The following is a 25,608-nucleotide window of genomic DNA, read 5'->3' as shown; positions in this document are numbered from 1 at the left end:
CCTTAAAATAACCTTAAATACCTAGGAAAATATTGAAAAACTATTTCAATAATATTACTATTATTAAGTCTATATTACAAAAGGAGGAAGAGAACCTATGAAAATAGGAAAAAAGAACAAGTGGAAAAAATGGTTAGCCAGCACTCTTGCAGCGACGCTGATGATTTCCATTGCGCCTGCCGATGTGTTTGCGGCAGAAACGCGTGAAAAACAAGATCAAGAGAAAACCGCCGCCATTCCGGCCGCAGATCCTGAAAAAGATCTCCCGGCGGAAAAAGAATCCGGGCAGATTCCGTTTGATCAAAAAGATATCAATCAGGACGGTGAAATCACGTCTGAAAGAACTGAGAATTCAAAGCTCTTCTATAAAGGCGAGGGTGTGTACAAACAGGAAATCTACACAGACCCCATTCATACGAAAGAGACCGCCAATGCGGACTGGGAGGACATTTCCCCTGAATTGAAAACCGGCTCAAAGGAAGTCGGGACGGAAAATACAGTGCTGAACTCCGATTTTATGAAGCAAATGAAAAACGGATTATACGCTACCTTTGAACACGATGATCATAAGCTCACATACTCATTAACTGGTGCAAAAGGCCCCGATCAGGCTGCAATCACTCCGACAGATGCCTCAGCAAAAGTGAAGGAAAACAGCAACGAGCTTACATATCAGCAAGTGTTTCCTGCAATTGATTTACAAACCTACACATTTAACGAAAACATAAAAGAAGACCTTGTGCTTCACAAATATGAAGGCTACAATTCCTTCACCTTTCAAATCAAAACCGACCTTCAGGCAAAAGAACAGGAAGACGGCTCTATCGCGTTTTCTGATGATAAAGACAATGTCGTCTACACCGTGCCGAAGCCCTTTATGACCGACTCTGATCTCGACGAAAAGTCAGGTGAAGTCAGCAGGTCAGAAGATGTCAGCTTCAAGCTTGAAAAAAACAGCGAAGGCTACTTGCTTCATGTAACGGCTGATGAAAAATGGCTGAAAGATCCCAAGCGGGTTTACCCGGTATCTATTGATCCGTCGACATCAGTATCCGTGTCATCCGATACCTTCGTCATGAGCGCGTATCCGACGACAAACTACTCTGCCGCGTCGCAGAAATGGGACGCCGGATTGAAAGCATACGTGCTGAAAACGGGCTATTATGACGGCACAACCGGAACGAACTATGCATTTATGAAGTTTGATAATCTAAAACCGATCAAAAACATGACGGTGACGAAAGCGACGCTTAAAGCATACACAGCCCATTCCTATTACGGATCAAAGGCGACGGGGCTCTGGCTCGACACCGTAAACAGCAATTACGACAATGCCAAGATCACATGGAAGAACAAACCGGACTCCAAAAATATCGGCAAAGCCGAGGTCTATAAAGGCCAATGGGCCAGCTACGATGTCACATCCGCAGTCAAGTCGTGGAACAGCGGCGGCGCCAATTACGGCTTTAAGCTTCACACAAACGGCAACGGAAAAGAATATTGGAAGAAGCTGATGTCATCAGCAAACACCGACAAAAAACCATACATCGAAGTGACGTACACGATTCCGAAGGCGGACACGCCATCTGTCAAAGCGTATCATAACGGAGATTCGACAGGATTTTTCAATATCAGCTGGAAAAAAGCTGAAGGCGCCAAAAGCTATAAAGTCTGGCTTTATAACGGGAAAGAATATCAGGCCATTCCTGTCGGCAATGTGACCTCTTGGAGCACCAAAGGGAAAAACATCTGGCCGACAAAAGCGGAAATCGACTCCGGCAAATTTAAGCTGCATACAGACGGAAAAGGCGGAAGTGAATTAGCGCTTGACCCTTCGCCGGTCTATAAAAACTCCGGAGGCAGCTATCCGACAAGCAAAAATTACTGGATCGCGGTCAGCGCGGTGTATGACCAGGGAGAAGGCGCCATGTCTGCGGCTGCCAAGCCAGTCATTCCGAATATTGGCAGAGTGCAGAAACCAAGCACGAAAGGCTTTAATAACAACAACGCAACAGGCTGGTTTGACCTTTCCTGGAAAGCCGTATCAGGCGCAGCCGGATATAAAGTGCAAGTCTATAACGGCAAAGGCTTTGAAACGCTTGATCTCGGAAATAAAACTTCCTGGTCCACAAAAGATCAAAACATCTGGCCGACAAAGGCGGAAATCAGCGCCGGAAAATATGCCCTTCACCTGAAAGACAATAAAGGCGCGGAACTGCCGATTAACCCGGGACCCGTTTATAAAAACGCCGGCGGAGACGCCAACCGGAAAACATACGGATTTAAAGTCATCGCCTATAACAAAGACGGGGAAGCGATCGCCTCACCGGAAGCAAGTCCGGCGCTGCCTGACATCGCAAAACCGAAAAACCTGACAGGCTATGTCTATACGAACACGAAATCGAGCCAAACGGGTTATGTCAATCTCATATGGGATAAGGTCAAAAACGCGAAAGGCTACAAAATCAACATCTATAACGGAAAAAACTATCAATCATTCGATGTCGGTGATACCGATCATTGGACGACCCAAAACAAAAACATCTGGCCGTCAGCCGATGAAGTGAAAGCGGGAAGATTCCAGCTTCACACAGACGGAAAGGGCGGCGAACTGGCGCTTGACCCTTCCCCTGTTTACGAAAACGCAAACGGCAATTACAAAGGGAAAAAGAACTATTCCTTCACGCTGACTGCCTATGACGCAAATGGTGACAGCATACCGACGGCACCTTTTAACCCTGTATTCCATGAAGGCGCGGAATTCCTCGGAACGGAAGAATTCTGGTCCATTATTGACATTCCGGACGGACAGCTGAACGGCGCGACGGGAAATGTCATCGTCAATGAAGAAGATATGTCAATCGACGGACGCGGGCCGGGGCTCGGACTCTCCCGGACCTTTAACAGCCTTGACAGCTCTGACCATATGTTCGGCCAAGGCTGGTACGCCGATGCGGAAACGTCGATCCTTTCTGAAGACGGCAGAGCCGTTTATATTGACGAGGACGCGACAACACATGTCTTTACGAAAAAATCTGACGGCACATATCAGCCGCCGACAGGCGTTTATCTCGAACTGACGGAAACAAGCGATCAATTTGTATTAAAAACAAAGGATCAGACGAACGCTTATTTCAGCAAAAAGGGCGGCAAGCTTCAAAAAGTCGTCGACGGACACAACAACACAACCGAATACGAGTATAACGACAACAATCAGCTGACTGCCATAACAGACGCATCAGGGCGCAAGCTGACCTTTGACTATGACGAAAACGGCCATGTCACATCTCTTACAGGGCCGAAAAACAAAAAGATTTCGTATTCATATGACAAAGACCTTCTCAAAAAGGTGACGGATACTGACGGCAGCGTCACAAGCTATGACTACGATGACGAGGGGCGCCTCATCAAGCAGTATTCCGCAAACAGCACGGATGACAAACCGCTGTTCACTGAATACCAATACAGCGGCCACCGCCTGGCCAAAGCCGTCAATGCGAAAAAAGAAACGTACGACTACAGCTATGACGCGGACAAAAAAACGCTGCTCATGACGCAGCCGAACGGCCGCAAAGTGCAGTACGGCTATAACGAGGCGGGCAACCCGATTCAGATGATCGATGATGTTGAAGGGCTGAAAATCACGACCAACACCGTATACGAAGGCAACAATGTCATTCAGGACACCGATCCGAACGACGCGGATACGGGCAAAGCGACAGAAAGCTATCAATATGACAAAGACGGCAACGTCACAGCCGTAAAAGACAACTACGGCACCGAAACGTATCAGTACAACAAAAACAATGACGTGACGAAAATGAAGGACACTGAGGGGAACGTCACCGATATTGCGTACGACGGACTTGATGCCGTTTCTGAGACGGATCAAAGCGGAAAATCCTCATCCGCCGCCGTTTATGACAAGTACGGAAATCTCATTCAATCAAGCAAAGAGCTGGCAGCTTCGGCGAGTCTGCTGAAAGACGGCAGCTTTGAAGGAACAAAGCTGGGCTGGAACCTCACGGCCACGAAGGACAGCGGGAAAATCGCTTCTGTAAAGGGAAGAAGCGGCGCGCTGTCCGGACAACAAGCACTGGAGATCTCGTCACAATCCGCTTCCGCCGGAACGGAGCACGGCCATGCGTCCGCAACGCAGGAAGTGCAGCTTGAGCCGAATACAACGTATACACTCAGCGGCCAGATCAAAACGGATCTGACGAAGGCGAGAGCGTATTTCAACATTGATCTGCGTGACAAAGACCAAAAACGCATTCAATGGATTCACAATGAATCAGGCGCATTAGCCGGAAAGAATGACTGGATGAAACGGCAGATCACCTTTACAACACCGGCCAATGCAGGAAAAGCCATCGTCTATATGGAAGTGGATCATAACGACAAGGACGGCAAAGGAAAAGCGTGGTTTGATCAGGTTCAGCTGGAAAAAGGCGAAGTCTCTTCAAGCTATAACCCGGTTCAAAACAGCAGTTTCACGGCCAAAACAGACGGCTGGAGCACAAGCGGAGCCGCCGCTGACCTTGATGAAGGCTTCGATGATGACAGCTCACTTAAAGCGTCCCGCTCAAATGCATCACAAGCCAATGCGGTTGCAAAACAAACCGTCACATTAGGCCAAAGCACAGACGATAAGCCGGTATATATCACGCTGACAGGGATGTCCAAGGCTGACGGCGTAAAAGTAACGAATGACAATGATTACGCGCTTCAGGCCAATGTCACGTATGCGGACGGCACGACGGGCGTATACACCGCCAAATTCCCGCAGGGGACACAGGAATGGAACCGCGCGGCGGCAGTCATTCCGAAAACAAAGCCGATCAATAAAATCGAAATTAACATTCTGTTCCAAAAAAGCGCCACGGGAACGGCGTGGTTTGATGATATCCGTTTAATTGAAGGAAGCATCCTGACGAAAAGCACCTATGACGAAAAAGGAAACTACGTCACAAAAGAAGAAGACGAATTAGGCTACGCCAGCACAACAGCATATGATGAGACAGGCAAAAAAACGTCTGAAACCGATGCGAAAGGCGAAACAACCGCCTACGAATACGATCAGGCCGACCAGCTGACAAAACAGACCCTGTCAAACGGCACATCCATCCTTCACAGCTATGACAAGGAAGGAAATGAGCTGACAAAAACGATTCGCGCAGGCGCAGACCAGACCTATCAGTATGAATATGACGTCATGGGCAAGCTCGTCAAAACAACCGACCCGCTCGGCAATGTACTGAAGAGTGAATATGACGCCAACAGCAACCTGACGAAAACTGTTTCCGCCAATGGCAATGAAGTGTCGCTGACCTATGACGGCACAGACCGGGTTAAGTCAAAAGCGTATAACGGCACGGAAAAATACAACTTTACCTATGACAAAAACGGTAATGAGACATCGGTTACAAACAAAGAACAAAATACAACGAAAAAACGCACCTTTGACAACAAAAACCGTCTGACCGAATTAACCGATCGCGACGGCAGCCAAAGCTGGACGTATCGGGCTGATTCGGATAAGCTGAAAACTTTCTCATGGAGCCACGGCGGCCAAAAAGGAACAAACAGTTTTACGTACAACAAACTTGATCAAATGGTTGAAATGAAAGATGGCACATCAGCCTATACATTTGATTATGATGAAAACGGCAATGTCCAGACATTTATCAGCGGCAACGAAGTCGGCACGAGCTTCTCATATGATGAGCGGAATCTCGTCAGCTCTCTTCATATCGGAGCGAAAGACGGCGGCAGCATTTTCAAGGAAAGCTATGAATACGACGCCAACGGCAACCGCACGGTCATCGACAGCTCAGCGGGCGGAAAGGTGCAGTACGAATACGGCAAGCTCAACCAGCTCGTCAAAGAAACTCATGAAGACGGCACCGTCATTCAATATACGTACGACGGCTTCGGCAACCGGACAAACGTCACCACAACAAAGGATGGCGCAAGCAAATCAGTCAACGCTTCCTTCAACATCATGAACCAGCTGACGAAGGTGAATGACGAAGAACTGTCCTATGATAAAAACGGCAACCGCACATCCGACGGCAAATACACGTACACGTGGGACGCGGAAGACAACCTGACCGCCGTAACGAAAAAAGGCGAAGACAAGCCGTTCGCGACATACAAATATGATGAAAAAGGAAACAGAATCCAAAAAACCGTCAACGGAAACGTCACGAACTACTTCTACGACGGAGACAGCCTGAATGTCCTGTATGAAACAGACGCCGACAACAACGTTACCAAATCATACACGTACGGAGACAGCGGCCAGCTGTTATCCTACACAGAGAACGGCAAAAAATATTTCTATCACTACAACGCACACGGTGACGTCATCGCCATCTCAGACAGTACTGGAAAAACGGTCGCAAAATATCAATACGATGCGTGGGGAAATCCGACAAAAACCGAAGCGAGCGACGAAGTAAAAGACAACCGCTACCGCTACGCAGGCTACCAATACGACGAAGAAACCGGCCTGTACTATCTCATGGCCCGCTACTACGAACCAAGAAACGGCGTATTCTTATCACTAGACCCAGACCCGGGCAGCGACGGGGATTCATTGGATCAGAACGGGTATGCGTACGGAAATAATAACCCAGTCATGAACGTCGATCCGGATGGGCATTGGGTGTGGATGGTAGCAGGAGCTTTAATTGGCGGAATTTCATCTTACAAAGCAGCAAAGGCAAAAGGGGCGCGCGGATGGAGATTAGCTGGGTCTGTAGCATTAGGAGCTGCAGGCGGAGCTATTGGCGGAAATTATCTTCGTGTGGGACGTACTTTGTATAGAGCTGGAAAATTATCTAAAACATATTGGAATGCTAGAAAAGTCGCAAAGGCAAACAAAGGTGTGATTAAGAGAGCTAAAACTAAGAAAGGTTGGGTAGTTACTACTAAAAAACATACAGTAAGATTAATGGGGAAGAATTCTGGTCAGCGAAAAAAACCTTACTATAGAATGTCAGTTAGAAATAAAGGTCCTTTAAATGCAAAAGGGCATTTCTCAAATAATCCTTATGAGACTCATATAAAGTTAAGATGGTCATCACATCGAAATATAAATAAACGCTTACGCAGTAAGTCACACAGATGATATTAGTATAAATGTATAGCTCTAAGTTTTGATCCATTTAAGGGTTAATAATAGCAATTAACATAGATAGAGATGCAGATGGTTATACAGGTGAATCCTATTTATATATATTTACCAAGTTACCATCTGCATTTTCAAACCTTTTACTTAAATAAAGTGAGGAGAATGTTATTACATGAACAGCATTGAACAATGGATAGACTATATAAATCATGATGTTAATTGCTTTTTGCACGATATTAATTTTGAATACTTAGAGAATAGATTAACTCTTTATTTCAAGGTATATGATGGAGGAGAAAAAGCCACTTTAAAAGAAATTTCATTTAAAGATGTAAACGGAATTTATTTCGGTGTTAATAACAAGTTTGATAAAACTATGCCCAGTGATGCTAATTGGTACCTTGAGGAAATCAGTTATTTCAAAGAGGGAATTGGAAAAATGCAAAATGGTATATTAGGTGATCAAGTCTCAAGTGCTAATTTTCTTATAGAAATTAACGGAACTTTACTTGCTATAGAATGTAAATATATATACTTTGATTCTAAAGAATATCAAGTGTTTAATTGTCACGAGAAAACTGAAAAAAATCAAAAGAGTCATATAGTGGCTGGAATCAAAAAAATCTTTTCAAGGAGGGAGGATTCAGGTGAATAATCCATTACAAAAGCTGCTGATTGATTCGGAATGCATCGTATTAAAAACAGATTTTCATTTCTTTAAAAAAGAGTTTATTCTTCATTTGGAAGTGAATACGAAAGGAAAGAAGCAACAGCATTGTATTGAATTCAAAAATGTATCATCATTATTTTTTTATGCGGGCAAGGAATCATCTTTAGATGGAGTCAATACAGAGAAAAGATGGAGGTTAAATTCGTTCTCATGCTATCCTCAGGGGATTGGAACAATATATCACCCTTTAATTGAAGATTATGAATCGAATGCAAACATTTTGATTGGGATTAACCAAGCAGTCTATGCAATTGAAACTGAACGGGTGTTCTTTGATTCAACTGAAATATATGCAACAGATAAAGATTGATCGTAACGAAGAATTTATCTAGATGGTTTTGAAAGGTAATTCCTCTTCTGTGAGGTCTGGCTTTACATTTGTCTTAATAAAATAGGCAGGAGATGACCATGTACAAAACAATAAATGAATGGGTAGATTACATAGATGGGGGGTGCGCTGTCCTTCATTTTGATTTTAATGTGTTTAAAAAAGAACTATCACTTGATATTAAGGTTTTTGAAAAAGAAAGTGAATATACACATAAAATATTATTTCAAAATGTAGCATCTGTTTATTTTAGTGCAGATATTGGTGATATGAGATTGGAAAAAATAGACCCGGAAGAATACAATTGGCAAGTATTCGAGATGAGTTATCACCCGGAAGGAATCGGAAATCTATCAAATTCTGTAATTCCGGAGTATCAATCAAATGCTAACTTTCTCATTGACATGAACAGAATGCTGATTGCTATAGAAGCTGAAACAGTTCGCTTTGATAATCAATCATTTTATGCGTATCATTCGAAATCATAAATAAACAAATAAGAGAGGTTCCCGGCCTCTCTTTTCTTACAAACAAAACCACTTTTACGCGGGAAACCGTTTGCGGAGGTAATATGAGCACTCCTATAAATTTACAAAAAGAATCATTGAGGGCTATAGGGAATCTGGATGTGATTAATCTACTGAAATACAACTCAATATATTCGTGTGATCTAGTGAGTAAAGATACTTTTTCTCAATTAATGAATGACTTACAATTCGAAACAGCTCTTATAGAAGTAATGGCATCCCCTTCTTTTACTGAAGAATGGAAGAAGAAGGTTGAAAAGAAAGTAATAAATATGAATTCTGTATCGAAAAAGTTAATTCATATTGAATGTGTCCTGACCAAAGAAGAATTGATGGCAGATCACTTATTGGATGAATTATATTTTTTAGCCTCGATCAATGAATTTGTTGTTATAATAGCAAACCCTTCCAAAAATAAGTCCTACATGAACCTGAACACTCTAAAAGTCGATGTAAACACTGAGTATAATGAGAAGATCATTTGGTTTGAAAATGATGCAGCAGATTTATATATCATTGATTAATTTAATATAGAGGTGTTATTCCAGATTCCTAATCAACGGAGGTTGCTGATGTTAGAACTTACTGCGGAGCGGGTTGGTTCATATGAAAGGGAAAATATCATTTATTTCAATGCGGGCAGGGATGATCAGTTATTTATTGTGTCTGTGCATGATCACAAAATAATATTGGAAGTTATGAAAGGAAGCTCTCATTTAATCAAAAAAGAGTTATGCGGCTTTTCCGAAGATACTCATTTCTATCTGATTGATTCATATAATGACACAATCGTGATCGTTTACCTGGAAAATCATACGTGTCAATTGGCAACATACTGCATAAACAGTAATAAAATCAATCCGATTTGTTCTTTTCTATTAAGCGCCAATGTATTTCATCTGGGTGAGGATGGATTATTATGGATCGGATTAACGGACGAGGGTATGTATGATGAGAGAAACCCTCAAGGGAAAGCGATATTTGCTTTTCATGCAGAAGACAGAACGTTTTATTTTGAAGACGATTTTAAAGAAATGATGCATGAATGCTATGCCGTACAATCGATCAAATCTGATTTGTATGTATGTTTCGAGGGAGAGGATTGCTGTGTCATCGGGCATTATCAGATTGAACAGGACAGAATTCGTACTGTTGCAGAATATGTGCTAAACGGAGATCAATACTCCTATTGTGACCAGCTGTCCGTTTCGAAAAATAGGGTGCTGCTGATACAGAATCACGAGGATAACGTATTTGCATTTCATGAAGAGAGCAAAGGGTTATCAGAGGCTGACGTCATGATACATGGTATTGATAGAAAAGAAGAAACAGCGTACAGAGCCGTTCAGAACCGCATTTTTATCTTTAATGGTAACGATTTATATTTGGTAAAGTGTTGATACTTCTGTGCAGCATGAAAATATCCTCTAAGGAAGTACCCAGCTATGAGAAAAAAGTTAATTGACAAGCTTGAAGAAAATAAGAGGCATCTTTTAATGAAACGTGTTTGTGCCGGATTAACATCTTGTGAAGAATCAGGGTTTGTTTATCAATTTGCCGAGGCAGAACAAAGCAGGAAGATATTGGAGAATGTATTATCGAGCTCTTTCCAAAGTGCAGTACGTGAAGTTGATATAAGCGGCAGGGAAGCGGCTGTATCGCTTATTTTAGAGACCATTGCGGATGTGGGGATTGAACGGAAGAATGATTTCGTTTATCTGTTTCATCCGTATAGTGATGAAGTCGGCGCTATCAAATGTGCGCTGAAGGATTGTGCAAATCATCTGCACTGTCTCATGAATTTTATTGATTTTGAAGGCCGGCAGCTTTCTAACAGCTTTATTGTAGTTGAGCCGTCCTTCCTATTTGCTATCTGTTTATTTCACACAGAATACGGCTGTGAGCTTGCGTATAAACCGCCGAAGAGAGGTACAAGATGCACCCCTTTTTTATAAAGAACACAAAGGAATCGGCAGTCTTTCAATCCCAGATATATTCCTTATTTCATGAAGACAAAACGTTGCCCGAACAAGTATTTAAACAACAAAAACATTATTATCTATTCGAGGAATTCCACTGGGTCTTGTCTGAAGAAGGCTGGATGATGCTCAAAAGTTTGGCTCATCATCATCACGATGAATTTATCTTAATGGCCGTTCTGGAACACTCGGATGATATGAATCGGTTTTATGGGGAATTCGGATATTTTAACTGGTTAAAAATCCCTTTGCATATAACTGCAGATGAATATTTTTCAATCTTAACTGATTATCCAAAGCACAGTAAAAATGACTGTATATTGAATATTGCATCTCGTATTGTTTGGGCTTCACCGACTTTCAAGTGGGCGATTTACGGAGAGAGGGAATTTGAAATTTGTATTTTAGGCATTGATCAGGAGATTGCGGGAAAAACGTTAGAATCATGGAGGCCGTTAGATGATCATGTTTTAGACTGGATATCAGTTGTATTCCCGGATCAGATCGTTCCGGATGAATTTCAAAAAAAGCTCGCCGCGCATTATAAATAGCAAGGGGCAATTACATGAAAATAAAAATGAACAAGATACACGATGAATCAGTAAAAGGATGTTTTTGTCACTTTGACAACTGCGGACGTCAGTATCTTGGACGGCATCAGAATGGCGGTCTCTCGTTTACAATCACGGATGAATCCGGCGATACCCGAGAGGTTCATATCGATGAACAAATTCCGTGTGAGGATATTATGCTGTTTCAACAGATTTCGGCTGACAGGTATGTGTTGATTTTCTTTGAATCGCATGAGCATAAAGTGAAGGTATTTTCAGCAGATGGAACAGAACAAAGTGCATTTTCTCTGCCTTCAGGGGTTTCATGCAGTCTTTTGGACGAAAAACAAAACCTGTGGATCGGTTTAAGTGATGAAGGCATTTATAGCGATGAAAATCCTGATGGGCACAGTGTGCTGTGCTTCACTTTAGACGGGCAGCTAAAGGAAATCCACATTGATCAGCAGCTTTCAGAAATATATGCGCCCGCGGCAGATGACTGCTATGCGCTTGCAGAAAAAAACGGACTGATCTACATGCTGTATTACTCATATACAGTCATTGCTGCGTTTGATGAAACCGATGTAAAACGAGTGTGGATTATTTCTGATAAAGCATGTTCAGGGGTATATGATCAGCTTGCGATTTCAGATGACGGGTTTTGGATATGCAAAGATGATCATTCATTGTCCCTCATTCCGGCTGATGTCAGTCTGCCGGTGCAAGAGGTGAAGTGCTGTGATCCGGATGGCCGTGAGCTTTCGGGGCATCAGCTGAAGCTGACTGGAAATTCCATTTACGCGGTCTCGACTTCGGGGATCTACAAGCGGGATATAAGTAATGGAAAACAAAATGAATTCTTTTCGGCTAAATGAAATGTTGAGATCCAACAGATATTCTTTAAATGATGACGACATCAGAAACCTGAAGTTTCACAAAAAAGAATTGGAGGGTCCGCTGCCCTCAGATGCGGGGAGTTTTGAAGAAGACTTTGAGGGGGTTGCCTGCGCGGGGGATTTTTATGAATATTTCGCGCTTGTCTGCGGCAGCTTAGATTTTGTTTTGGCGAATAAACAAATGCCTAAGCGCCAGCGTAAAGCCTTATATAAATCCTTTTTTGAGCTGTATCCTCAATATGCGCATCTGGAAATTGCTTTAACAGAATACCCGGAGCTCAGCCGGGAAATCGGGCGGCACGAACGGGCCAGGAGGCTGTTAGTCAGCATTTTAAACAAGAAATGAAAGAAAATCGAAAGGCAGGCTTCTAACATGAAAGAACCAACAATGGCAGAATGTCTGAAGAAGGCTGATCTGATCCTGAACGGTCAAGCGGCAAGGGAAGAAGTGTCGGATTGGGCGTGTGAGTATGTGGCTGCAGATGATCCGGAGGTTGAGGATGAAAACGTTTGGGAGATGCTCGTGTATTTGAGCGGGTTTGATCTGAAAGATTCGCCTGATTCATATCTGCATACCACAGAAGAATTAAGAGAATGGGTGCAGGAATATAGGTGACCGGAAATACATGAAGAAAGGGTGCGTTCATGTCGGAATTAGTTTTTACAAGAATCAATACAAAAATAAACACAAGCGGCCCAATCATTCTGTCCATGAATGCAGCGGAACTCATCGTACTGGCTCAGGAAAAAGTGCGGAAAGAAGAATATATCAACCACATTTTCATATTCCGGAACAGTGATGGACATTTACGTCATCGCTATCAAATTCAAACATCAATGAATATAATCGGAGTTCAAAAATCGGGGGATTTATTTTTGTTTCTTATTCATAAGGACTATGAAGATGGGGTGGTTCAGGAAGATCCGAATATTTATATATGGCACCCGCTCAAAGGGTTTTATCATTCGCTCTACGGGGGCCGTTATATCCGGTCAATGACAGTCGATTCTGCGAATAATTTGTGGCTGGGCTACGATGAAGCGGGAATATTTTCTTGCCTGGACGACGATATCAGTTCAAAAGGCGTGGCCCGCTTTCCCTTTGAAGACGGAACTTGGAAATCTTGCAGTGATACTTTCCGTACGGCTCCGCACCTTATTGATCATTTTTACGGGGCGTATGCACAAAAAGATGCCATGTATCTTCATTATCGTACGCTTGGTGAAGATTATATTCGGAAGGTCGATTTGCAAGGTGAAACGTTAAGCTTTCATAGGGCAGACTTTGACTTTAGTGCACAATTCAAGAAAGATTCATCATATTATTTTTTGATTCGGAATCAAGCTTCGTGCCAAATTGACAAAGCGCTAAAATTCCATAACATGACAAAACAGGCTGGGGAATATCAGCTCACTGATAAAGCCTCAAGAAAACCTCTCCGTTTTACGCAAGTGGCTGCTTATCAAGATAAGGCTGCGGGGATTGATGAGAGCAACAGGCTTTACTTGCTGAGCTGACAGGCGGCTTTTAAAAAAGAAAGGGCAGAGGTGAAACGTTTGAAACTGCGGGAGGCAGAAATATATGAATTGGCATTGTTTGAGTGAGGAGGAGACAGAGCAATTGTGGCGCAGGGTGAATCGCGCAGTGAAATGGAAACCGTACAGTAGATTTGCTTCAATAAAACCTCCGAAGCCGTTTCAAGTCTTTAATGTATCTCAAGGATTTAATGATGAAAAAGGGAATATCAGTTTTTTGGAAGATGCAGAGGTGCAGATACTCAAGGCATTTCAATCTTGTACCTTAAAGCAAGAGTTTATATATGCGCTGGACTGGCAGCATGAATGTTATCTATTTAATCCTCATGCGCCAATTGATAAAGATGAATTCGGCGAATGGCTGGTCCCCATTATCCCAAACGGAGACTATTGTTTCTTTATTCATCAGGACTTTCAGTGGGGGCTGTCAGGGGATCCGCGGCAGCAAACCATTACGGTTTTTGGCTCACCGCTAATAAGGGCGATAGAAAGAAACGCTCCTGTCTTATTTCAAAAGTGAATGCCGCTTGCGAATGCATCTCATGTTTTATGGGGGAGGAATAACGATGACAGAAGAAGAGTTCAGGGCTGCGGAAAAAAGCTTGAGAGCGTCTTTTCCGAAAGCATATAAACGGCTGCTTCATAAAAAGAACCCCGCGGAAATCGGGGAGTGGATTTTTTTCCCTATCCGTGAACAAGGCCGTTTACAGAAAACCTGGGATGATGTGATTAGGCAAAACAGTGTGTGCAGAGAAGAAAGCATGCCTGACGATCTGATCGTAATTGCCGACAACGGAACCGGGGATAAGCTGTGCTTGAAGAAAGCGGACGGTGTAATGGAGGAGACCGTTTATCTGTGGGATCATGAGACTGCCGGCGTTGAATTGTATGCCGCTGCTATAGGGGAATTAATAGAAAATGAAAAAGAATAAGTGGCTGATTCATGAGATTTTAGAATTCCGCCTCTTCCGGGAAGGGGAGATTTCTGTAATTGAGTTGGCGTTTTCCTTCGAGTATGAACATCAGCTCATTCATGTAATGCTCACATGCAAAGACGTTTCTTCCGTTCGGATAAAAGAAATGGAGAGTCATGCGGCTGGTTCAGGCATTGTAACAATTGATCCTGTTGCTGATGGCGATGATGGACGGCACTTTCTCATAGAGGAGCGGGAGGATCAAACGTTCCGCTTTTACTGCCGTCAATATGAAGCAGCAGAGGAGAAGGAGGCACAAAATGGAGTGGCACAAACATGAGAAAGCAGTTATGCTGAGGCCGGATTCGCCGGGGTGTTTTGAATTGACGGAGTTTACTTTCTTTACTGGGTATAACGAGTATTATGATAAAATCCCGGTGTTCGAGCTGAAGCTGACTGATGGACAGTATGATGCTGTGCTGCGGTTTGAAGGTGTGTGCTCTGCCCGGCTGGATGATCTTGAAAGCATCACCGACATCCGTCTGGATATCAGCCCGATCGATGGCGGCTGGGAATCGATACGCTATTATGTCGATGACGTGGAAGGAAGCATGAGCTTTTATTGCGCCAAATGGGTCGTGCTTGACATGAAGAAAAAGCAGTCCTCCGAATGGCCCGGCAAAACGTCAGGGTAAAGCGGCGGCGTTTCGCGTATAATGAGGGGAGTTAGACAGAGAAGGAGTTTATTCATGAGCGAATTTAAAGATTTTTCTATCAGCCCCGACATCGTAAGAGCGTTGGAAGGACTTCAATATACCGAGCCGACTGAAGTGCAGCGGCGCGTCATCCCCGCCGCGCTGCAAAAAAAAGATCTCGTCGTCAAATCGCAGACGGGCAGCGGCAAAACCGCGGCCTTCGGCATTCCGATTTGTGAGCTTGCGGATTGGGAAGAAAACAAACCGCAGGCCCTGATTTTAACGCCGACCCGCGAGCTTGCGGCGCAGATAAAAGAAGATATCACGAATATCGGCCGTTTTAAACGGATAAAAGCCACGGCGGTTTTCGGAAAAGCTTCTTTTGATAAACAGAAAACCGAACTGAAGCAAAAAAGCCATGTCGTTTGCGGAACGCCGGGGCGTGTGCTTGATCATATAGAAAAAGGGACGCTGCCGCTTGACCGGCTGGCGTATGTGGTGATTGATGAAGCGGACGAAATGCTGAATATGGGGTTTATTGAACAGGTGGAAGCCATCATTCAGCATCTGCCGAAAAACAGAGTCACCATGCTGTTTTCAGCGACGCTGCCGGACGACGTCGAGAAGCTGAGCCGCACATATATGAAAGACCCGGAATTGATTGAAGTAAAAGCGGAAGGCCTGACGACTAAAGACATTGAGCATTTTGTCACCAGAACAGCAGAAGAGGAAAAATCCTCATTGCTGCGTGACGTCCTGATCACTGAAAACCCGGACAGCTGCATCATATTCTGCCGGACAAAAGAAAGAGTCATCCAGTTAACCGATGAGCTGGACAGGCTGGGCTATCCTTGCGATAAAATTCACGGCGGCATGGTGCAGGAAGACCGCTTTGACGTCATGAATGAGTTCAAGCGCGGCGAGTTCCGCTATTTGATTGCGACCGACGTTGCCGCCAGAGGGATTGATATCGAAAACATCAGCCTCGTTATCAATTATGATATTCCGCTTGAAAAAGAAAGCTATGTGCACCGCACAGGCAGAACGGGGCGCGCCGGACACCGAGGACGGGCCATTACGTTTGTGACGCCGTCTGAATCGCGATTTCTGAATGACATTGAGACATATATCGGTTTCCGCATCAAAAAGCGTGAGGCGCCGTCAGAGAAAGAAACAGCGGAACGGAAAGCGGCTTTTGCGGAAAAATTGAACGCCCGCCCCGACGTCAAAACAGACAAAAGCGAACAGTTAAACAAAGACATCATGAAGCTGTACTTTAACGGCGGGAAAAAGAAAAAACTCAGAGCGGTCGATTTTGTCGGAACGATTGCGAAAATCGACGGCGTGTCAGCCGATGATATCGGCATTATCACGATTCTGGACAACGCATCGTACGTCGAAATTCTGAACGGCAAAGGCCCGCACGTTCTCGACATTATGAAAAATACGACGGTCAAAGGCAAAAAACTGAAAGTCCATAAAGCCAAGAAATAAAAAAGAAAGCCTGCCGCGCACGCAGGCTTTTTTTTACGCCGTCTCCTCAGGGACAAACGCAAGGATGGCAATGCCGATCACAAATAATAATATCAGGCTGAACACGGCGGCTGACGAATTCCCGGTCAGCTGGGCGGTTACGGCAATCAAAAGCGGCCCGATAATTGATGCGAATTTGCCGAAAATATTATAAAAGCCGAAAAACTCATTGGCGTGCTGTTTGGGGACGAGATTGGCAAAGTACGAGCGGCTCAATGCCTGAATACCGCCTTGAGAAGTGGCGACAAGCATAGCCAAAATCCAAAAATCAAAAGCGGAATCCATAAAATAAGCATACGTGCAGACAATCATATACACGCCGATTCCGGCGTAAAGCATCGTTTTTCCCTTAAACCGTTCGGCCAGTCTCCCGTACAAAATCGAAAAAGGGGCGGCGACAACCTGCGTGACAAATAAAACAATCAGCAGATTTGCCGCGCTGATACCGAGGTCAGCCCCGTATGACGTCGACATCGTAATGATTGTGCCGACCCCGTCGATGTAGAAGAAATAGGCGAGCAGAAACAAAAACAGCGCCCGGTACTTCCTGATCTGCTTCAGCGTGCCGGCAAGCCGTTTAAAACTGCTGATCACAAGCCGCGGCTCTCTCTCGATATAATAGCGCTGGCGGACGCGGCGAAGGAGCGGGATCGTGAACAGCCCCCACCATGCGGCCGTAATCAAAAAGGCAATGCGGCCCGCAGCCTGGGCGGACAGCGGAATCACCTCCGCTTGTGCTGACAGGATGACGGCAATGCTGAGAAGAAAAGGGATCGTACTGCCGATATAGCCCAGCCCAAACCCCCTGGCGGACACCATGTTCATCCGCTCCTTTGCGGCCACATCTACGAGAAACGCATCATAAAACACATTAGACCCGGCAAAGCCGATCGTGGAAATCGTATAACAAATTAATAACAGCACCCAAGATTCACCGGGAATACAAGCCAGCGCGGCGGTGCCCGCCACACCGATCAGGAAAAAGAAAGCGAAAAACCGTTTCTTGCATCCTTTGTAGTCGGCAATCGTTCCTAAGACGGGGCCGAGCATCGCCAAAATAAAAGTCGCGGCGGCAATCGTATAGCCCAAATAAGCGGTGGAATCGGCCGCGCTGACGCCGTTTTCAGCCGCCGCCGCTTTAAAAAACAGGGGGAACACCGCCGTCATAATAATGACGGAATAAGCTGAATTGGCCCAATCATACAACATCCAGCTGCTTTCTTCTTTCGAAAACCGTTTCATCACACACGCTCCTTCTCAAAAACCGGTTCTCTGCATTATATGCGCTTCTGTCACATAGTTGGACAATGATTTCTGAACGGCGTTTTCTGATTGACCTGGAGATATTGACCTAGTTCAAAAAGGATGTACAATCAAGGTGAAACAGGTAAATGGTCAGGTGGGAGGGAAACGGAATTGAAGATTGCGAAAGTCATTAATAATAATGTCGTCAGTGTGCTCAAGGAAGGCAATCAGGAATTGGTCATCATGGGCCGGGGCATTGCTTTTCAAAAGAAAACAGGAGACCCGGTAGATGAAGCCCGCATTGAGAAAGTGTTCACGCTCGATAACAAAGATGTATCCGAAAAGTTCAAAACGCTTTTGTATGAAATTCCGATCGAGTGTATGGAAGTATCCGAAGAGATTATCAGCTATGCGAAATTACAGCTCGGCAAAAAACTCAACGACAGCTTCTATGTGTCGCTGACCGACCATATTAACTTCGCCATCCGCCGCAGCCAGAGAGGGCTTGATATCAAAAATGCTTTGCTGTGGGAAACAAAGCGGCTGTACAAGACGAATTTGCCATCGGAAAAGAAGCGTTGGTCATGGTAAAAAACAAGACTGGCGTGTCTTTGCCGGAGGATGAAGCGGGCTTTATTGCGCTGCATATTATAAATGCCGAGCTGAATGAAGAGATGCCCACTATCATCAACATTACAAAAGTCATGCAAGAGATTTTGAGTATCGTAAAATACCATTTTAAGATTGAATTCAACGAAGAATCGCTGCACTATTATCGGTTTGTCACCCACTTAAAGTTTTTCGCACAGCGTCTTTTTAACGGCACACACATGGAAAGCCAGGACGATTTTTTGCTGGAGACAGTGAAAGAAAAGTATCATCGGGCGTATAAATGCACGAAGAATATCCATACCTACATTGAGAGAGAGAGTATGGACATAAGCTCACCAGTGACGAGCTGCTGTATTTAACGATTCACATAGAAAGGGCAGTCAAACTAGTATAATGAAAGCGTTTCCTCATATTGATTGTTTCTTCCATTCATATATAGGATTGTTACTGATAAGCAGGTAAAACCTAAATGACAATGAGTGCGGATCATCTCTGTCTGTGCTGATGTAGTTTAGGTTTTTATTTTTTAACAGAAGGATTATCATTATTTTGACCGATGTTCCCTTTTAAAAGGATCATGTATGATCAATAAAGAAAGCGTGTTCAAAAAAGGGGGAATGCTAACATGAAACGAGTGTTGCTGATTCTTGTCACCGGATTGTTTATGAGTTTGTGTGGGGTCACTTCTAGTGCTTCGGCTCAAACAGGCGGTTCGTTTTTTGAACCTTTTAACAGCTATAATTCCGGATTATGGCAAAAAGCTGATGGTTACTCGAATGGAGATATGTTTAACTGCACTTGGCGTGCGAATAACGTATCTATGACGTCATCAGGTGAAATGCGTTTGGCGCTGACAAGTCCGTCTTATAACAAGTTTGACTGCGGGGAAAACCGCTCGGTTCAAACATATGGCTATGGACTTTATGAAGTCAGAATGAAACCGGCTAAAAACACAGGGATTGTTTCATCGTTCTTCACTTATACAGGTCCAACGGATGGGACTCCTTGGGATGAGATTGATATCGAATTTTTGGGAAAAGACACAACAAAGGTTCAATTTAACTATTATACAAATGGCGCAGGAAACCATGAGAAGATGGCGGATCTCGGATTTGATGCAGCCAATGCCTATCATACGTATGCATTCGATTGGCAGCCAAACTCTATTAAATGGTATGTCGATGGGCAATTAAAACATACTGCGACAACCCAAATTCCGGCAGCGCCGGGGAAAATCATGATGAATTTGTGGAATGGTACGGGTGTCGATGATTGGCTCGGTTCCTACAATGGTGTAAATCCGCTATACGCTCATTACGACTGGGTGCGCTATACAAAAAAATAATGTACAGAAAAGGATTTCCGCTGGCGGAAATCCTTTTTTTGATTAAAACGAAATAATCCCAATCAAAAGCGCCGCAATCGTCATCACAATCGTTGTCCCCACGGCCCATTTGATGGTGAATTTTTGATGGTCGCCAAAGCTGACGCCTGCCATTCCGACCAATAGATAGGTGGAAGGCACAAGCGGGCTGAGCAAATGCACCGGCTGACCCAGCAGGGAGGCCCTTCCTATTTCAGCGGCATCTATTCCGTAAGCGGAAGCGGCTTCAGCGATGATGGGAAGGACACCGAAGTAAAAGGCGTCATTCGACATGAAAAAGGTGAATGGCATGCTGACGATCGCAGTGATCAGCGGCAGGTGCGGGCCCATGGCATCAGGGATGAGTGAAACGAGGGAATGCGCCATCGCATCCACCATTTTTGTGCCGGAGAGGATGCCTGTGAATATGCCTGCCGCAAAGACCATTGAGACAACGTTTAATGCATTACCCGCATGCGCCGAGATTCGTTTCTGCTGCTCTTTGACATTCGGATGGTTAACCATCAAGGCCACTGCGAACGCGGTCATAAAAAGAACAGGGAGCGGCAGCAGGCTGGTGATCAGTGCGGCCATCAGGGCGACAGTCAGCAGCAGGTTGAACCATTGAAGAGCGGGACGTTTGAGCGGCGCCGTCTCAGGAACGGAAGACGGCGCGTGATCAATCGAAATGACGCCGATCCGCTTCCGCTCTTTCTTGCCGAGGATATAACTAACGGCGATCACCCAGAGAATGCCGGCGATCATAGCTGGAATCAGCGGCGTGAAGACCTCTGACGTGTCCAATTTCAAGGAAGCCAAAACCCTCGCAGTCGGCCCGCCCCAAGGAATAATATTCATGACCCCTGAACCGAGCATCGCTATTCCTGCTAACACCAAACGGTTCATGCCGAGACGTTTGTATAAAGGCAGCATCGCCGCGATGGTAATCATATAAGTTGTTGTCCCATCTCCGTCCAGCGAAATGGTCATTGTCAGAACTGCTGTGCCTACGGCGATTTTTAAGGGGTCTCCTTTGACAAGCGATAAGATTTTGGCAATGAGGGGATCAAACAGACCTGAGTCAATCATAATGCCGAAATACAGGATGGCGAATAACAGCATGATACCGGTAGGTGCGAGGTCTGTCACGCCCTGAATCATCATCTCCCCAAGATCTTTGCCGAATCCGCTGATCAGGGCAAACACAACAGGAACGACAATCAAAGCAATAAGAGCGGAAAGCCGGTTAGACATAATAAGATACATAAAGACAATCATCATCACAAAACCGAGTATGGCAAGCACGATATGACCTCCCCTGTTCAACAGTTATTTTGGTAAGCGCTTCCACACTTTCTTTCTGTGAAGAAGGCTTATTTCAAATGTGTATGGCCGCATATTTATATGTAGACCTAAAATCCTAATCAGCGGATCAGCAGTTTATATGAAGAACGCCGCGGGTAAATGTGCTGTAGAATGTTTCGTTTGATAAGGGGGAATAGACATGAGTGATGATCAAAACAAACGTGTAAATGAACACTCAAAGGACGAGCAGCTGGAGCAGTACCGGGCAGATAACAGCGGCAAAAAAATGACGACCAATCAGGGGCTTCGTGTGTCTGAGGATGAGCATTCTTTAAAAGCGGGTGTCCGCGGCCCCACGCTGATGGAGGATTTTCATTTTCGCGAAAAAATGACGCATTTTGACCACGAGCGGATTCCGGAACGGGTCGTTCATGCGCGCGGGTACGGCGTTCATGGGCATTTTCAGGTGTACGAACCGATGACGGAATACACGAGGGCGAAATTTTTGCAGGATCCGTCTGTCAAAACGCCTGTCTTCGTGCGTTTTTCAACAGTGGCGGGCTCCAAGGGGTCAGCCGACACAGTCCGTGACGCCAGGGGATTTGCGACGAAGTTTTACACCGAAGAAGGGAATTACGACCTTGTCGGAAACAATATTCCGGTGTTCTTCATTCAGGACGCGATCAAGTTCCCGGATCTCGTTCACGCCTTAAAACCGGAACCGCACAATGAGATGCCTCAGGCTGCGACGGCTCATGATACGTTCTGGGATTTTGTCGCGAACAATCCTGAATCCGCGCACATGGTGATGTGGACGATGTCTGACCGCGGAATCCCGCGAAGCTACCGGATGATGGAGGGCTTCGGCGTACATACATTCCGTTTCATCAATGAGAAAGGAAAGGCGCGTTTCGTGAAATTCCACTGGAAGCCGGTTCTCGGCGTTCATTCCCTCGTATGGGATGAAGCGCAGAAAATTGCCGGGAAAGATCCCGATTTCAATCGCCGCGACCTGTGGGAAACCATTGAAAACGGCGGCAAGGTTGAATACGAGCTTGGCGTTCAGATGATTGATGAGGAAGATGAATTCAAGTTTGATTTTGATATTCTTGACCCGACCAAGCTGTGGCCGGAAGAGCTTGTGCCGGTGAAGATTATTGGAAAAATGACGCTGAACCGCAACCAGGATAATGTGTTTGCGGAAACAGAACAGGTCGCATTCCACCCGGGAAATGTCGTGCCGGGCATTGATTTTACCAATGACCCGCTTTTACAGGGACGGCTTTTCTCTTATACAGACACACAGCTCATCCGTCTTGGCGGGCCAAATTTTCACGAGATTCCGATCAACCGGCCGGTCTGTCCGTTCCATAACAACCAATACGACGGCTACCACCGGATGACGATTAATAAGGGCCCTGTCGCCTATCATAAGAATTCTCTGCAGAATAATGATCCGTCGCCGGCCTCAGAAGAAGAAGGCGGATACGTTCATTATCAGGAAAAAGTAGAAGGCAGAAAAATCCGACAGCGCAGTGAGAGCTTCAATGACTATTTTTCTCAGGCCAAGATGTTCTGGAACAGCATGTCTCCCGCCGAAAAGGAACATATCATTTCCGCGTTCTGTTTTGAGGTAGGGAAAGTAAACAGCAAGGATGTGCAGCAGCAGGTGGTGAAGGTCTTCAGTCACGTCGACGCCGAGCTTGCCGAGCGCGTTGCGAAAGGAATCGGAGTGAACCCGCCGCCGAAGGATCGTGAATCCGATGAAACCTTCACTTCCCCGGCCTTAAGCCAGGAAAACACGGTGAAAACGGCAGCTACAAGGCAGGTCGCGGTTTTGGCCGATCACGGGTTTGCGGATGAGGAAGTCAAACAATTGCTTGCCGCATGCAAAGAGGCGGGAGTCAGAGCCGATATCATCAGCCCTGCACTTGGCACCGTCAAGGGAGAAAACGGTACGGAGCTGGAAGCGTCAGCCACTTTCCTGACAGCGGATTCCGTCCTGTATGATGCTGTTTTCATTCCGGGCGGACAACGAAGCACAGACAGTCTCAAAGCCCGAAAATCGGCTAAAGACTTCGTCAGTGAAGCCTTCAGTCATTACAAAGCGATCGGCGCCTCCGGGGAAGGAAAAGAACTTCTCACCCTCGCCGCCGGAACCGAAAGCGGCCCCGGCCTTGTTCCGGACGGGAACCATGAACAATTTCTGAAGGCCGTAGCCGAGCATCGGCATTGGGACAGAAAAATATAAGAATATATTTGAGTGCCTCTGAAAATGAGGCACTCTTTAAGTTGAGTTAATAATAGAACAAACTAAAAATTTAATCTCTATATTGCTTGAACTGGAGTTGACTTTAAGTTAACATAAGTTTAAAGTAAGTAATTATCTCGCGATACAAGTTAGGGGAGTTTTATGAAAAAGAGAAGCCGTGGATTTCCGCGATTTAATTTAGAAAACACTTTAAAGTTCGCTAAGTTAATAAGAAGTTATTCAGGAGATAGCGATATTAAAAAGGACTTAATAACAAAAGCTCTGGGATATAAAAAATACAGCGGGGCTGTAGGCAACAAAATAGCATCCTTAAAACACTTTGGATTATTAGAAAGCTCCTCTGGTAATTATAAGCTGACTCAGCTTTCCAAAAGGATAATTGATTCAATGAGTGAGAAGGATTTTCAAAGTGCTTTGAGAACAGCATTTCTTCAACCAGAACTATTTGCTGAACTTTTTAATAAGTATTTAAGTGAAGGTGCAATTCCAGATAATTTACCTGAGATTTTAAATGTATATCATGAAATTTCAGATAACAGTAGTGAATATGCCTCTAGGATTTTCATTGAGTCAGCTTTATTCGCTAATATAATACATAAAAATAGAAAAATAATAAAATCAAATAGAGAGGAAACATTTATGGATAAAAAAAACAGCACTCCAAGAGAAGCGTTAGAACAAGGAACTATTGAAATGCAAAGGTTCGATTTTTCCCTTACTAATGGCAAATCTGCAAAAATTATAGTACCGGGGACATTAATTAAGAGAGACATTCAAATTATTCGAAAACAGATTGAAACTTTGGAACTTCAAGTAGAAGAATAATAAAAGTAGAGGGATACATAGTGAAGCCGTTTACCGAAAAACAACTCGAAGAATATTACCGGCGTGACGAAAACATGATGATTTTGGTGTTTGCCCAATGGTGCGTCAATCATGACCTTGATCCGATGGCGATTTACAGCAGGGCTTATCCCGGACAGCCTTTAAACGAAGAGCTGCGAAAAACGGCTGAAGAGCTTGTCGTACCGAAGGAGGAATCTGAGCCGATTCCTGATCAAACCGTTATCGGCGTTTTGGAGATGTTCGGCAACTCCGATCTGGCGGAAGCCGTTTATGAAGCCATTGCGCAAAGACCTTCACGGTAAAAGAGGCGTGGATTTTCCACGTCTCTTTTTTGATGGAAAAAATGTGAAAAATGGCCTAGAAACAATTTCCTGATCTGTGCTGTCTATAGAGTGTAACCCGTTTTCAAAAAGGGAACGGTAAATAAAAAGGAGGAGTTGTGATGAAAAAGACATTCAAAATGATGGCGGCTGTGCTTTTGGCAGTGCTGACAGCCGCGCCGTTCGGAGGATTTGCGCCTTCAGCCGAGGCCGCGCAAACCGCAAAGCCCGTTGTCAAAAGCCATACGTATAAGCAAGTGAAGCAGCTGACGTACCCCGAGGTCACAAATACGGGAAACGCATCTTTTGAAAAGAAAATCAATCAGGACTTCAAACGCTATATCGACCATTCATATCAAGAATATGTGAAAAACAAAAAAGACGGTGAGAAACAAGGCTACAAAGCGGAATACCAAACCGATTTCAAGGTGAAGTATAATCAAGACGGCAAGCTCAGCATTCAGACGGAGGACTACAGTTACACAGGCGGCGCACATGGCCTGACATCCGTACAGACCTTTAATTATGATCTGGCCGCAAAAAAACAGGTCGCACTCAGTGATGTGCTGAATACGAAAACGAAGGTAAACAAAACGAGAGACTATCTGTACGGCTACATCAAGAAACATGACGATCTGTTCGACCAGGACGTCAAAAAACAGGAGATCACCCTGGATAACGACAGACCTTTCTTCTTTACGAAAAACGGCATTGCCGTTGTGTTCGGACAATATGACCTTGGACCATACGCGGTGGGAATCCGGGACGTTTCCGTACCTGCATCCGTCTATCAATAAAAAAAAGCGATATCACTCCAA

24 protein-coding genes and 1 pseudogene are annotated in these 25,608 nt (G+C 44.7%); 23 read left to right on the top strand and 2 right to left on the bottom strand.

The features are described from left to right. The first annotated feature begins 97 nt into the window (after positions 1 to 97). From wapA to QRX25_RS18895, 17 genes are all read left to right on the top strand, one after another. Entirely contained in the window at positions 98 to 7,135 is a 7,038-nt protein-coding gene (gene wapA / locus QRX25_RS18975) for a tRNA nuclease WapA (protein ID WP_212099889.1), read from the top strand. A 175-nt stretch (positions 7,136 to 7,310) separates the two neighbouring features. Continuing rightward, the gene (locus tag QRX25_RS18970; RefSeq protein ID WP_212099886.1) at positions 7,311 to 7,793 is read left to right on the top strand and encodes a YxiG family protein; all 483 of its coding nucleotides are present in this window, start codon (positions 7,311 to 7,313) and stop codon (positions 7,791 to 7,793) included. Then, entirely contained in the window at positions 7,786 to 8,178 is a 393-nt protein-coding gene (locus QRX25_RS18965) for a YxiG family protein (RefSeq protein WP_212099883.1), read from the top strand. Before QRX25_RS18970 ends, QRX25_RS18965 begins: the two co-directional genes overlap by 8 nt. 92 nt (positions 8,179 to 8,270) lie before the next feature. Next, positions 8,271 to 8,684: a YxiG family protein gene (locus QRX25_RS18960; RefSeq protein WP_212099880.1), complete on the top strand. Its 414-nt coding sequence runs from the start codon at positions 8,271 to 8,273 to the stop codon at positions 8,682 to 8,684. A 185-nt stretch (positions 8,685 to 8,869) separates the two neighbouring features. Beyond that, positions 8,870 to 9,247, top strand: a complete 378-nt coding sequence (locus QRX25_RS18955) for a hypothetical protein (RefSeq protein WP_258415539.1) — start codon at positions 8,870 to 8,872, stop codon at positions 9,245 to 9,247. 48 nt (positions 9,248 to 9,295) lie between these two features. Next, positions 9,296 to 10,123 carry a hypothetical protein gene (locus QRX25_RS18950; RefSeq protein WP_212099874.1) on the top strand — a complete coding sequence of 276 codons (828 nt, stop codon included), beginning with the start codon at positions 9,296 to 9,298 and terminating at the stop codon, positions 10,121 to 10,123. A gap of 45 nt (positions 10,124 to 10,168) precedes the next feature. Beyond that, positions 10,169 to 10,678, top strand: a complete 510-nt coding sequence (locus tag QRX25_RS18945) for a YxiF family protein (RefSeq protein WP_212099871.1) — start codon at positions 10,169 to 10,171, stop codon at positions 10,676 to 10,678. Further along, positions 10,660 to 11,253, top strand: a complete 594-nt coding sequence (locus QRX25_RS18940) for a hypothetical protein (RefSeq protein ID WP_212099869.1) — start codon at positions 10,660 to 10,662, stop codon at positions 11,251 to 11,253. The genes QRX25_RS18945 and QRX25_RS18940 overlap by 19 nt, the downstream gene beginning before the upstream one ends. Positions 11,254 to 11,267: 14 nt before the next feature. Further along, on the top strand, positions 11,268 to 12,128 hold the full coding sequence (locus QRX25_RS18935; RefSeq protein ID WP_212099866.1) for a YxiH-YxzG fusion protein: 861 nt from the start codon (positions 11,268 to 11,270) through the stop codon (positions 12,126 to 12,128). Position 12,129: 1 nt separating this feature from the next. Then, positions 12,130 to 12,495, top strand: coding sequence for a YxiJ family protein (locus QRX25_RS18930; RefSeq protein ID WP_212099863.1), 366 nt, complete (start codon positions 12,130 to 12,132; stop codon positions 12,493 to 12,495). Between the two features lie 27 nt (positions 12,496 to 12,522). Next, the gene (locus QRX25_RS18925) at positions 12,523 to 12,765 is read left to right on the top strand and encodes a YxzC family protein (protein WP_212099860.1); all 243 of its coding nucleotides are present in this window, start codon (positions 12,523 to 12,525) and stop codon (positions 12,763 to 12,765) included. A 95-nt stretch (positions 12,766 to 12,860) separates the two neighbouring features. Beyond that, positions 12,861 to 13,667, top strand: a complete 807-nt coding sequence (locus tag QRX25_RS18920) for a hypothetical protein (RefSeq protein ID WP_238156930.1) — start codon at positions 12,861 to 12,863, stop codon at positions 13,665 to 13,667. 64 nt (positions 13,668 to 13,731) lie between these two features. Continuing rightward, on the top strand, positions 13,732 to 14,205 hold the full coding sequence (locus tag QRX25_RS18915; RefSeq protein ID WP_212099856.1) for a DUF2716 domain-containing protein: 474 nt from the start codon (positions 13,732 to 13,734) through the stop codon (positions 14,203 to 14,205). Between the two features lie 46 nt (positions 14,206 to 14,251). Beyond that, the gene (locus QRX25_RS18910; RefSeq protein ID WP_212099854.1) at positions 14,252 to 14,617 is read left to right on the top strand and encodes an SMI1/KNR4 family protein; all 366 of its coding nucleotides are present in this window, start codon (positions 14,252 to 14,254) and stop codon (positions 14,615 to 14,617) included. Continuing rightward, entirely contained in the window at positions 14,604 to 14,939 is a 336-nt protein-coding gene (locus QRX25_RS18905; protein WP_212099852.1) for a PIM8 family immunity protein, read from the top strand. Before QRX25_RS18910 ends, QRX25_RS18905 begins: the two co-directional genes overlap by 14 nt. Continuing rightward, positions 14,920 to 15,294, top strand: coding sequence for a hypothetical protein (locus tag QRX25_RS18900; protein WP_065982689.1), 375 nt, complete (start codon positions 14,920 to 14,922; stop codon positions 15,292 to 15,294). The genes QRX25_RS18905 and QRX25_RS18900 overlap by 20 nt, the downstream gene beginning before the upstream one ends. A 54-nt stretch (positions 15,295 to 15,348) precedes the next feature. Continuing rightward, complete coding sequence (locus QRX25_RS18895) at positions 15,349 to 16,788, top strand: DEAD/DEAH box helicase (protein ID WP_212099850.1); 1,440 nt, start codon at positions 15,349 to 15,351, stop codon at positions 16,786 to 16,788. A gap of 33 nt (positions 16,789 to 16,821) precedes the next feature. Here the strand turns inward: QRX25_RS18895 and QRX25_RS18890 are convergent, their stop codons facing one another. Beyond that, positions 16,822 to 18,072, bottom strand: a complete 1,251-nt coding sequence (locus QRX25_RS18890; protein ID WP_212099847.1) for an MFS transporter — start codon at positions 18,070 to 18,072, stop codon at positions 16,822 to 16,824. Between the two features lie 171 nt (positions 18,073 to 18,243). On the opposite strand from QRX25_RS18890, the pseudogene licT reads away from it, so the two are divergent. Both licT and bglS read left to right on the top strand, forming a co-directional pair. Next, positions 18,244 to 19,078, top strand: a pseudogene (gene licT, locus QRX25_RS18885) (BglG family transcription antiterminator LicT). Between the two features lie 231 nt (positions 19,079 to 19,309). After that, positions 19,310 to 20,029 (top strand): beta-glucanase, encoded by a 720-nt coding sequence (bglS, locus tag QRX25_RS18880; RefSeq protein WP_115996483.1) that lies wholly within the window; start codon positions 19,310 to 19,312, stop codon positions 20,027 to 20,029. A gap of 42 nt (positions 20,030 to 20,071) precedes the next feature. On the opposite strand, the gene citH is transcribed toward bglS, so the two are convergent. Next, on the bottom strand, positions 20,072 to 21,352 hold the full coding sequence (citH, locus tag QRX25_RS18875; protein WP_115996485.1) for a citrate transporter CitH: 1,281 nt from the start codon (positions 21,350 to 21,352) through the stop codon (positions 20,072 to 20,074). 199 nt (positions 21,353 to 21,551) lie between these two features. Here citH and QRX25_RS18870 point away from each other — a divergent pair, with 199 nt between their 5' ends. From QRX25_RS18870 to QRX25_RS18855, 4 genes are all read left to right on the top strand, one after another. Beyond that, complete coding sequence (locus QRX25_RS18870) at positions 21,552 to 23,603, top strand: catalase (RefSeq protein WP_212099844.1); 2,052 nt, start codon at positions 21,552 to 21,554, stop codon at positions 23,601 to 23,603. A gap of 162 nt (positions 23,604 to 23,765) precedes the next feature. Beyond that, the gene (locus QRX25_RS18865) at positions 23,766 to 24,449 is read left to right on the top strand and encodes a hypothetical protein (RefSeq protein ID WP_212099841.1); all 684 of its coding nucleotides are present in this window, start codon (positions 23,766 to 23,768) and stop codon (positions 24,447 to 24,449) included. A gap of 20 nt (positions 24,450 to 24,469) precedes the next feature. After that, entirely contained in the window at positions 24,470 to 24,772 is a 303-nt protein-coding gene (yxiS, locus tag QRX25_RS18860; RefSeq protein WP_029575284.1) for a protein YxiS, read from the top strand. A gap of 140 nt (positions 24,773 to 24,912) precedes the next feature. Further along, positions 24,913 to 25,587 (top strand): DUF3298 and DUF4163 domain-containing protein, encoded by a 675-nt coding sequence (locus QRX25_RS18855; RefSeq protein WP_212099838.1) that lies wholly within the window; start codon positions 24,913 to 24,915, stop codon positions 25,585 to 25,587. Positions 25,588 to 25,608: the final 21 nt, after the last annotated feature.

Origin of the sequence: Bacillus sp. L381 (assembly GCF_030284525.1) — a bacterium.
Lineage (GTDB): Bacteria > Bacillota > Bacilli > Bacillales > Bacillaceae > Bacillus > Bacillus amyloliquefaciens.
Note: the sequence above shows the minus strand (reverse complement) of the source record. Positions and strands in the feature narration are given on the sequence as shown.

Coding starts and splice junctions, on each gene's coding strand:
- wapA (WP_212099889.1), top strand. CDS start 98: ATGAAAATAGGAAAAAAGAACAAGTGGAAAAAATGGTTAGCCAGCACT.
- QRX25_RS18870 (WP_212099844.1), top strand. CDS start 21,552: ATGAGTGATGATCAAAACAAACGTGTAAATGAACACTCAAAGGACGAG.
- QRX25_RS18950 (WP_212099874.1), top strand. CDS start 9,296: ATGTTAGAACTTACTGCGGAGCGGGTTGGTTCATATGAAAGGGAAAAT.
- QRX25_RS18945 (WP_212099871.1), top strand. CDS start 10,169: ATGAGAAAAAAGTTAATTGACAAGCTTGAAGAAAATAAGAGGCATCTT.
- QRX25_RS18925 (WP_212099860.1), top strand. CDS start 12,523: ATGAAAGAACCAACAATGGCAGAATGTCTGAAGAAGGCTGATCTGATC.
- QRX25_RS18865 (WP_212099841.1), top strand. CDS start 23,766: ATGAAAAAGAGAAGCCGTGGATTTCCGCGATTTAATTTAGAAAACACT.
- QRX25_RS18940 (WP_212099869.1), top strand. CDS start 10,660: ATGCACCCCTTTTTTATAAAGAACACAAAGGAATCGGCAGTCTTTCAA.
- QRX25_RS18920 (WP_238156930.1), top strand. CDS start 12,861: ATGAATGCAGCGGAACTCATCGTACTGGCTCAGGAAAAAGTGCGGAAA.
- QRX25_RS18935 (WP_212099866.1), top strand. CDS start 11,268: ATGAAAATAAAAATGAACAAGATACACGATGAATCAGTAAAAGGATGT.
- QRX25_RS18900 (WP_065982689.1), top strand. CDS start 14,920: ATGGAGTGGCACAAACATGAGAAAGCAGTTATGCTGAGGCCGGATTCG.
- QRX25_RS18855 (WP_212099838.1), top strand. CDS start 24,913: ATGAAAAAGACATTCAAAATGATGGCGGCTGTGCTTTTGGCAGTGCTG.
- QRX25_RS18905 (WP_212099852.1), top strand. CDS start 14,604: ATGAAAAAGAATAAGTGGCTGATTCATGAGATTTTAGAATTCCGCCTC.
- bglS (WP_115996483.1), top strand. CDS start 19,310: ATGAAACGAGTGTTGCTGATTCTTGTCACCGGATTGTTTATGAGTTTG.
- QRX25_RS18960 (WP_212099880.1), top strand. CDS start 8,271: ATGACCATGTACAAAACAATAAATGAATGGGTAGATTACATAGATGGG.
- QRX25_RS18910 (WP_212099854.1), top strand. CDS start 14,252: ATGACAGAAGAAGAGTTCAGGGCTGCGGAAAAAAGCTTGAGAGCGTCT.
- QRX25_RS18930 (WP_212099863.1), top strand. CDS start 12,130: ATGTTGAGATCCAACAGATATTCTTTAAATGATGACGACATCAGAAAC.
- QRX25_RS18970 (WP_212099886.1), top strand. CDS start 7,311: ATGAACAGCATTGAACAATGGATAGACTATATAAATCATGATGTTAAT.
- QRX25_RS18895 (WP_212099850.1), top strand. CDS start 15,349: ATGAGCGAATTTAAAGATTTTTCTATCAGCCCCGACATCGTAAGAGCG.
- QRX25_RS18915 (WP_212099856.1), top strand. CDS start 13,732: ATGAATTGGCATTGTTTGAGTGAGGAGGAGACAGAGCAATTGTGGCGC.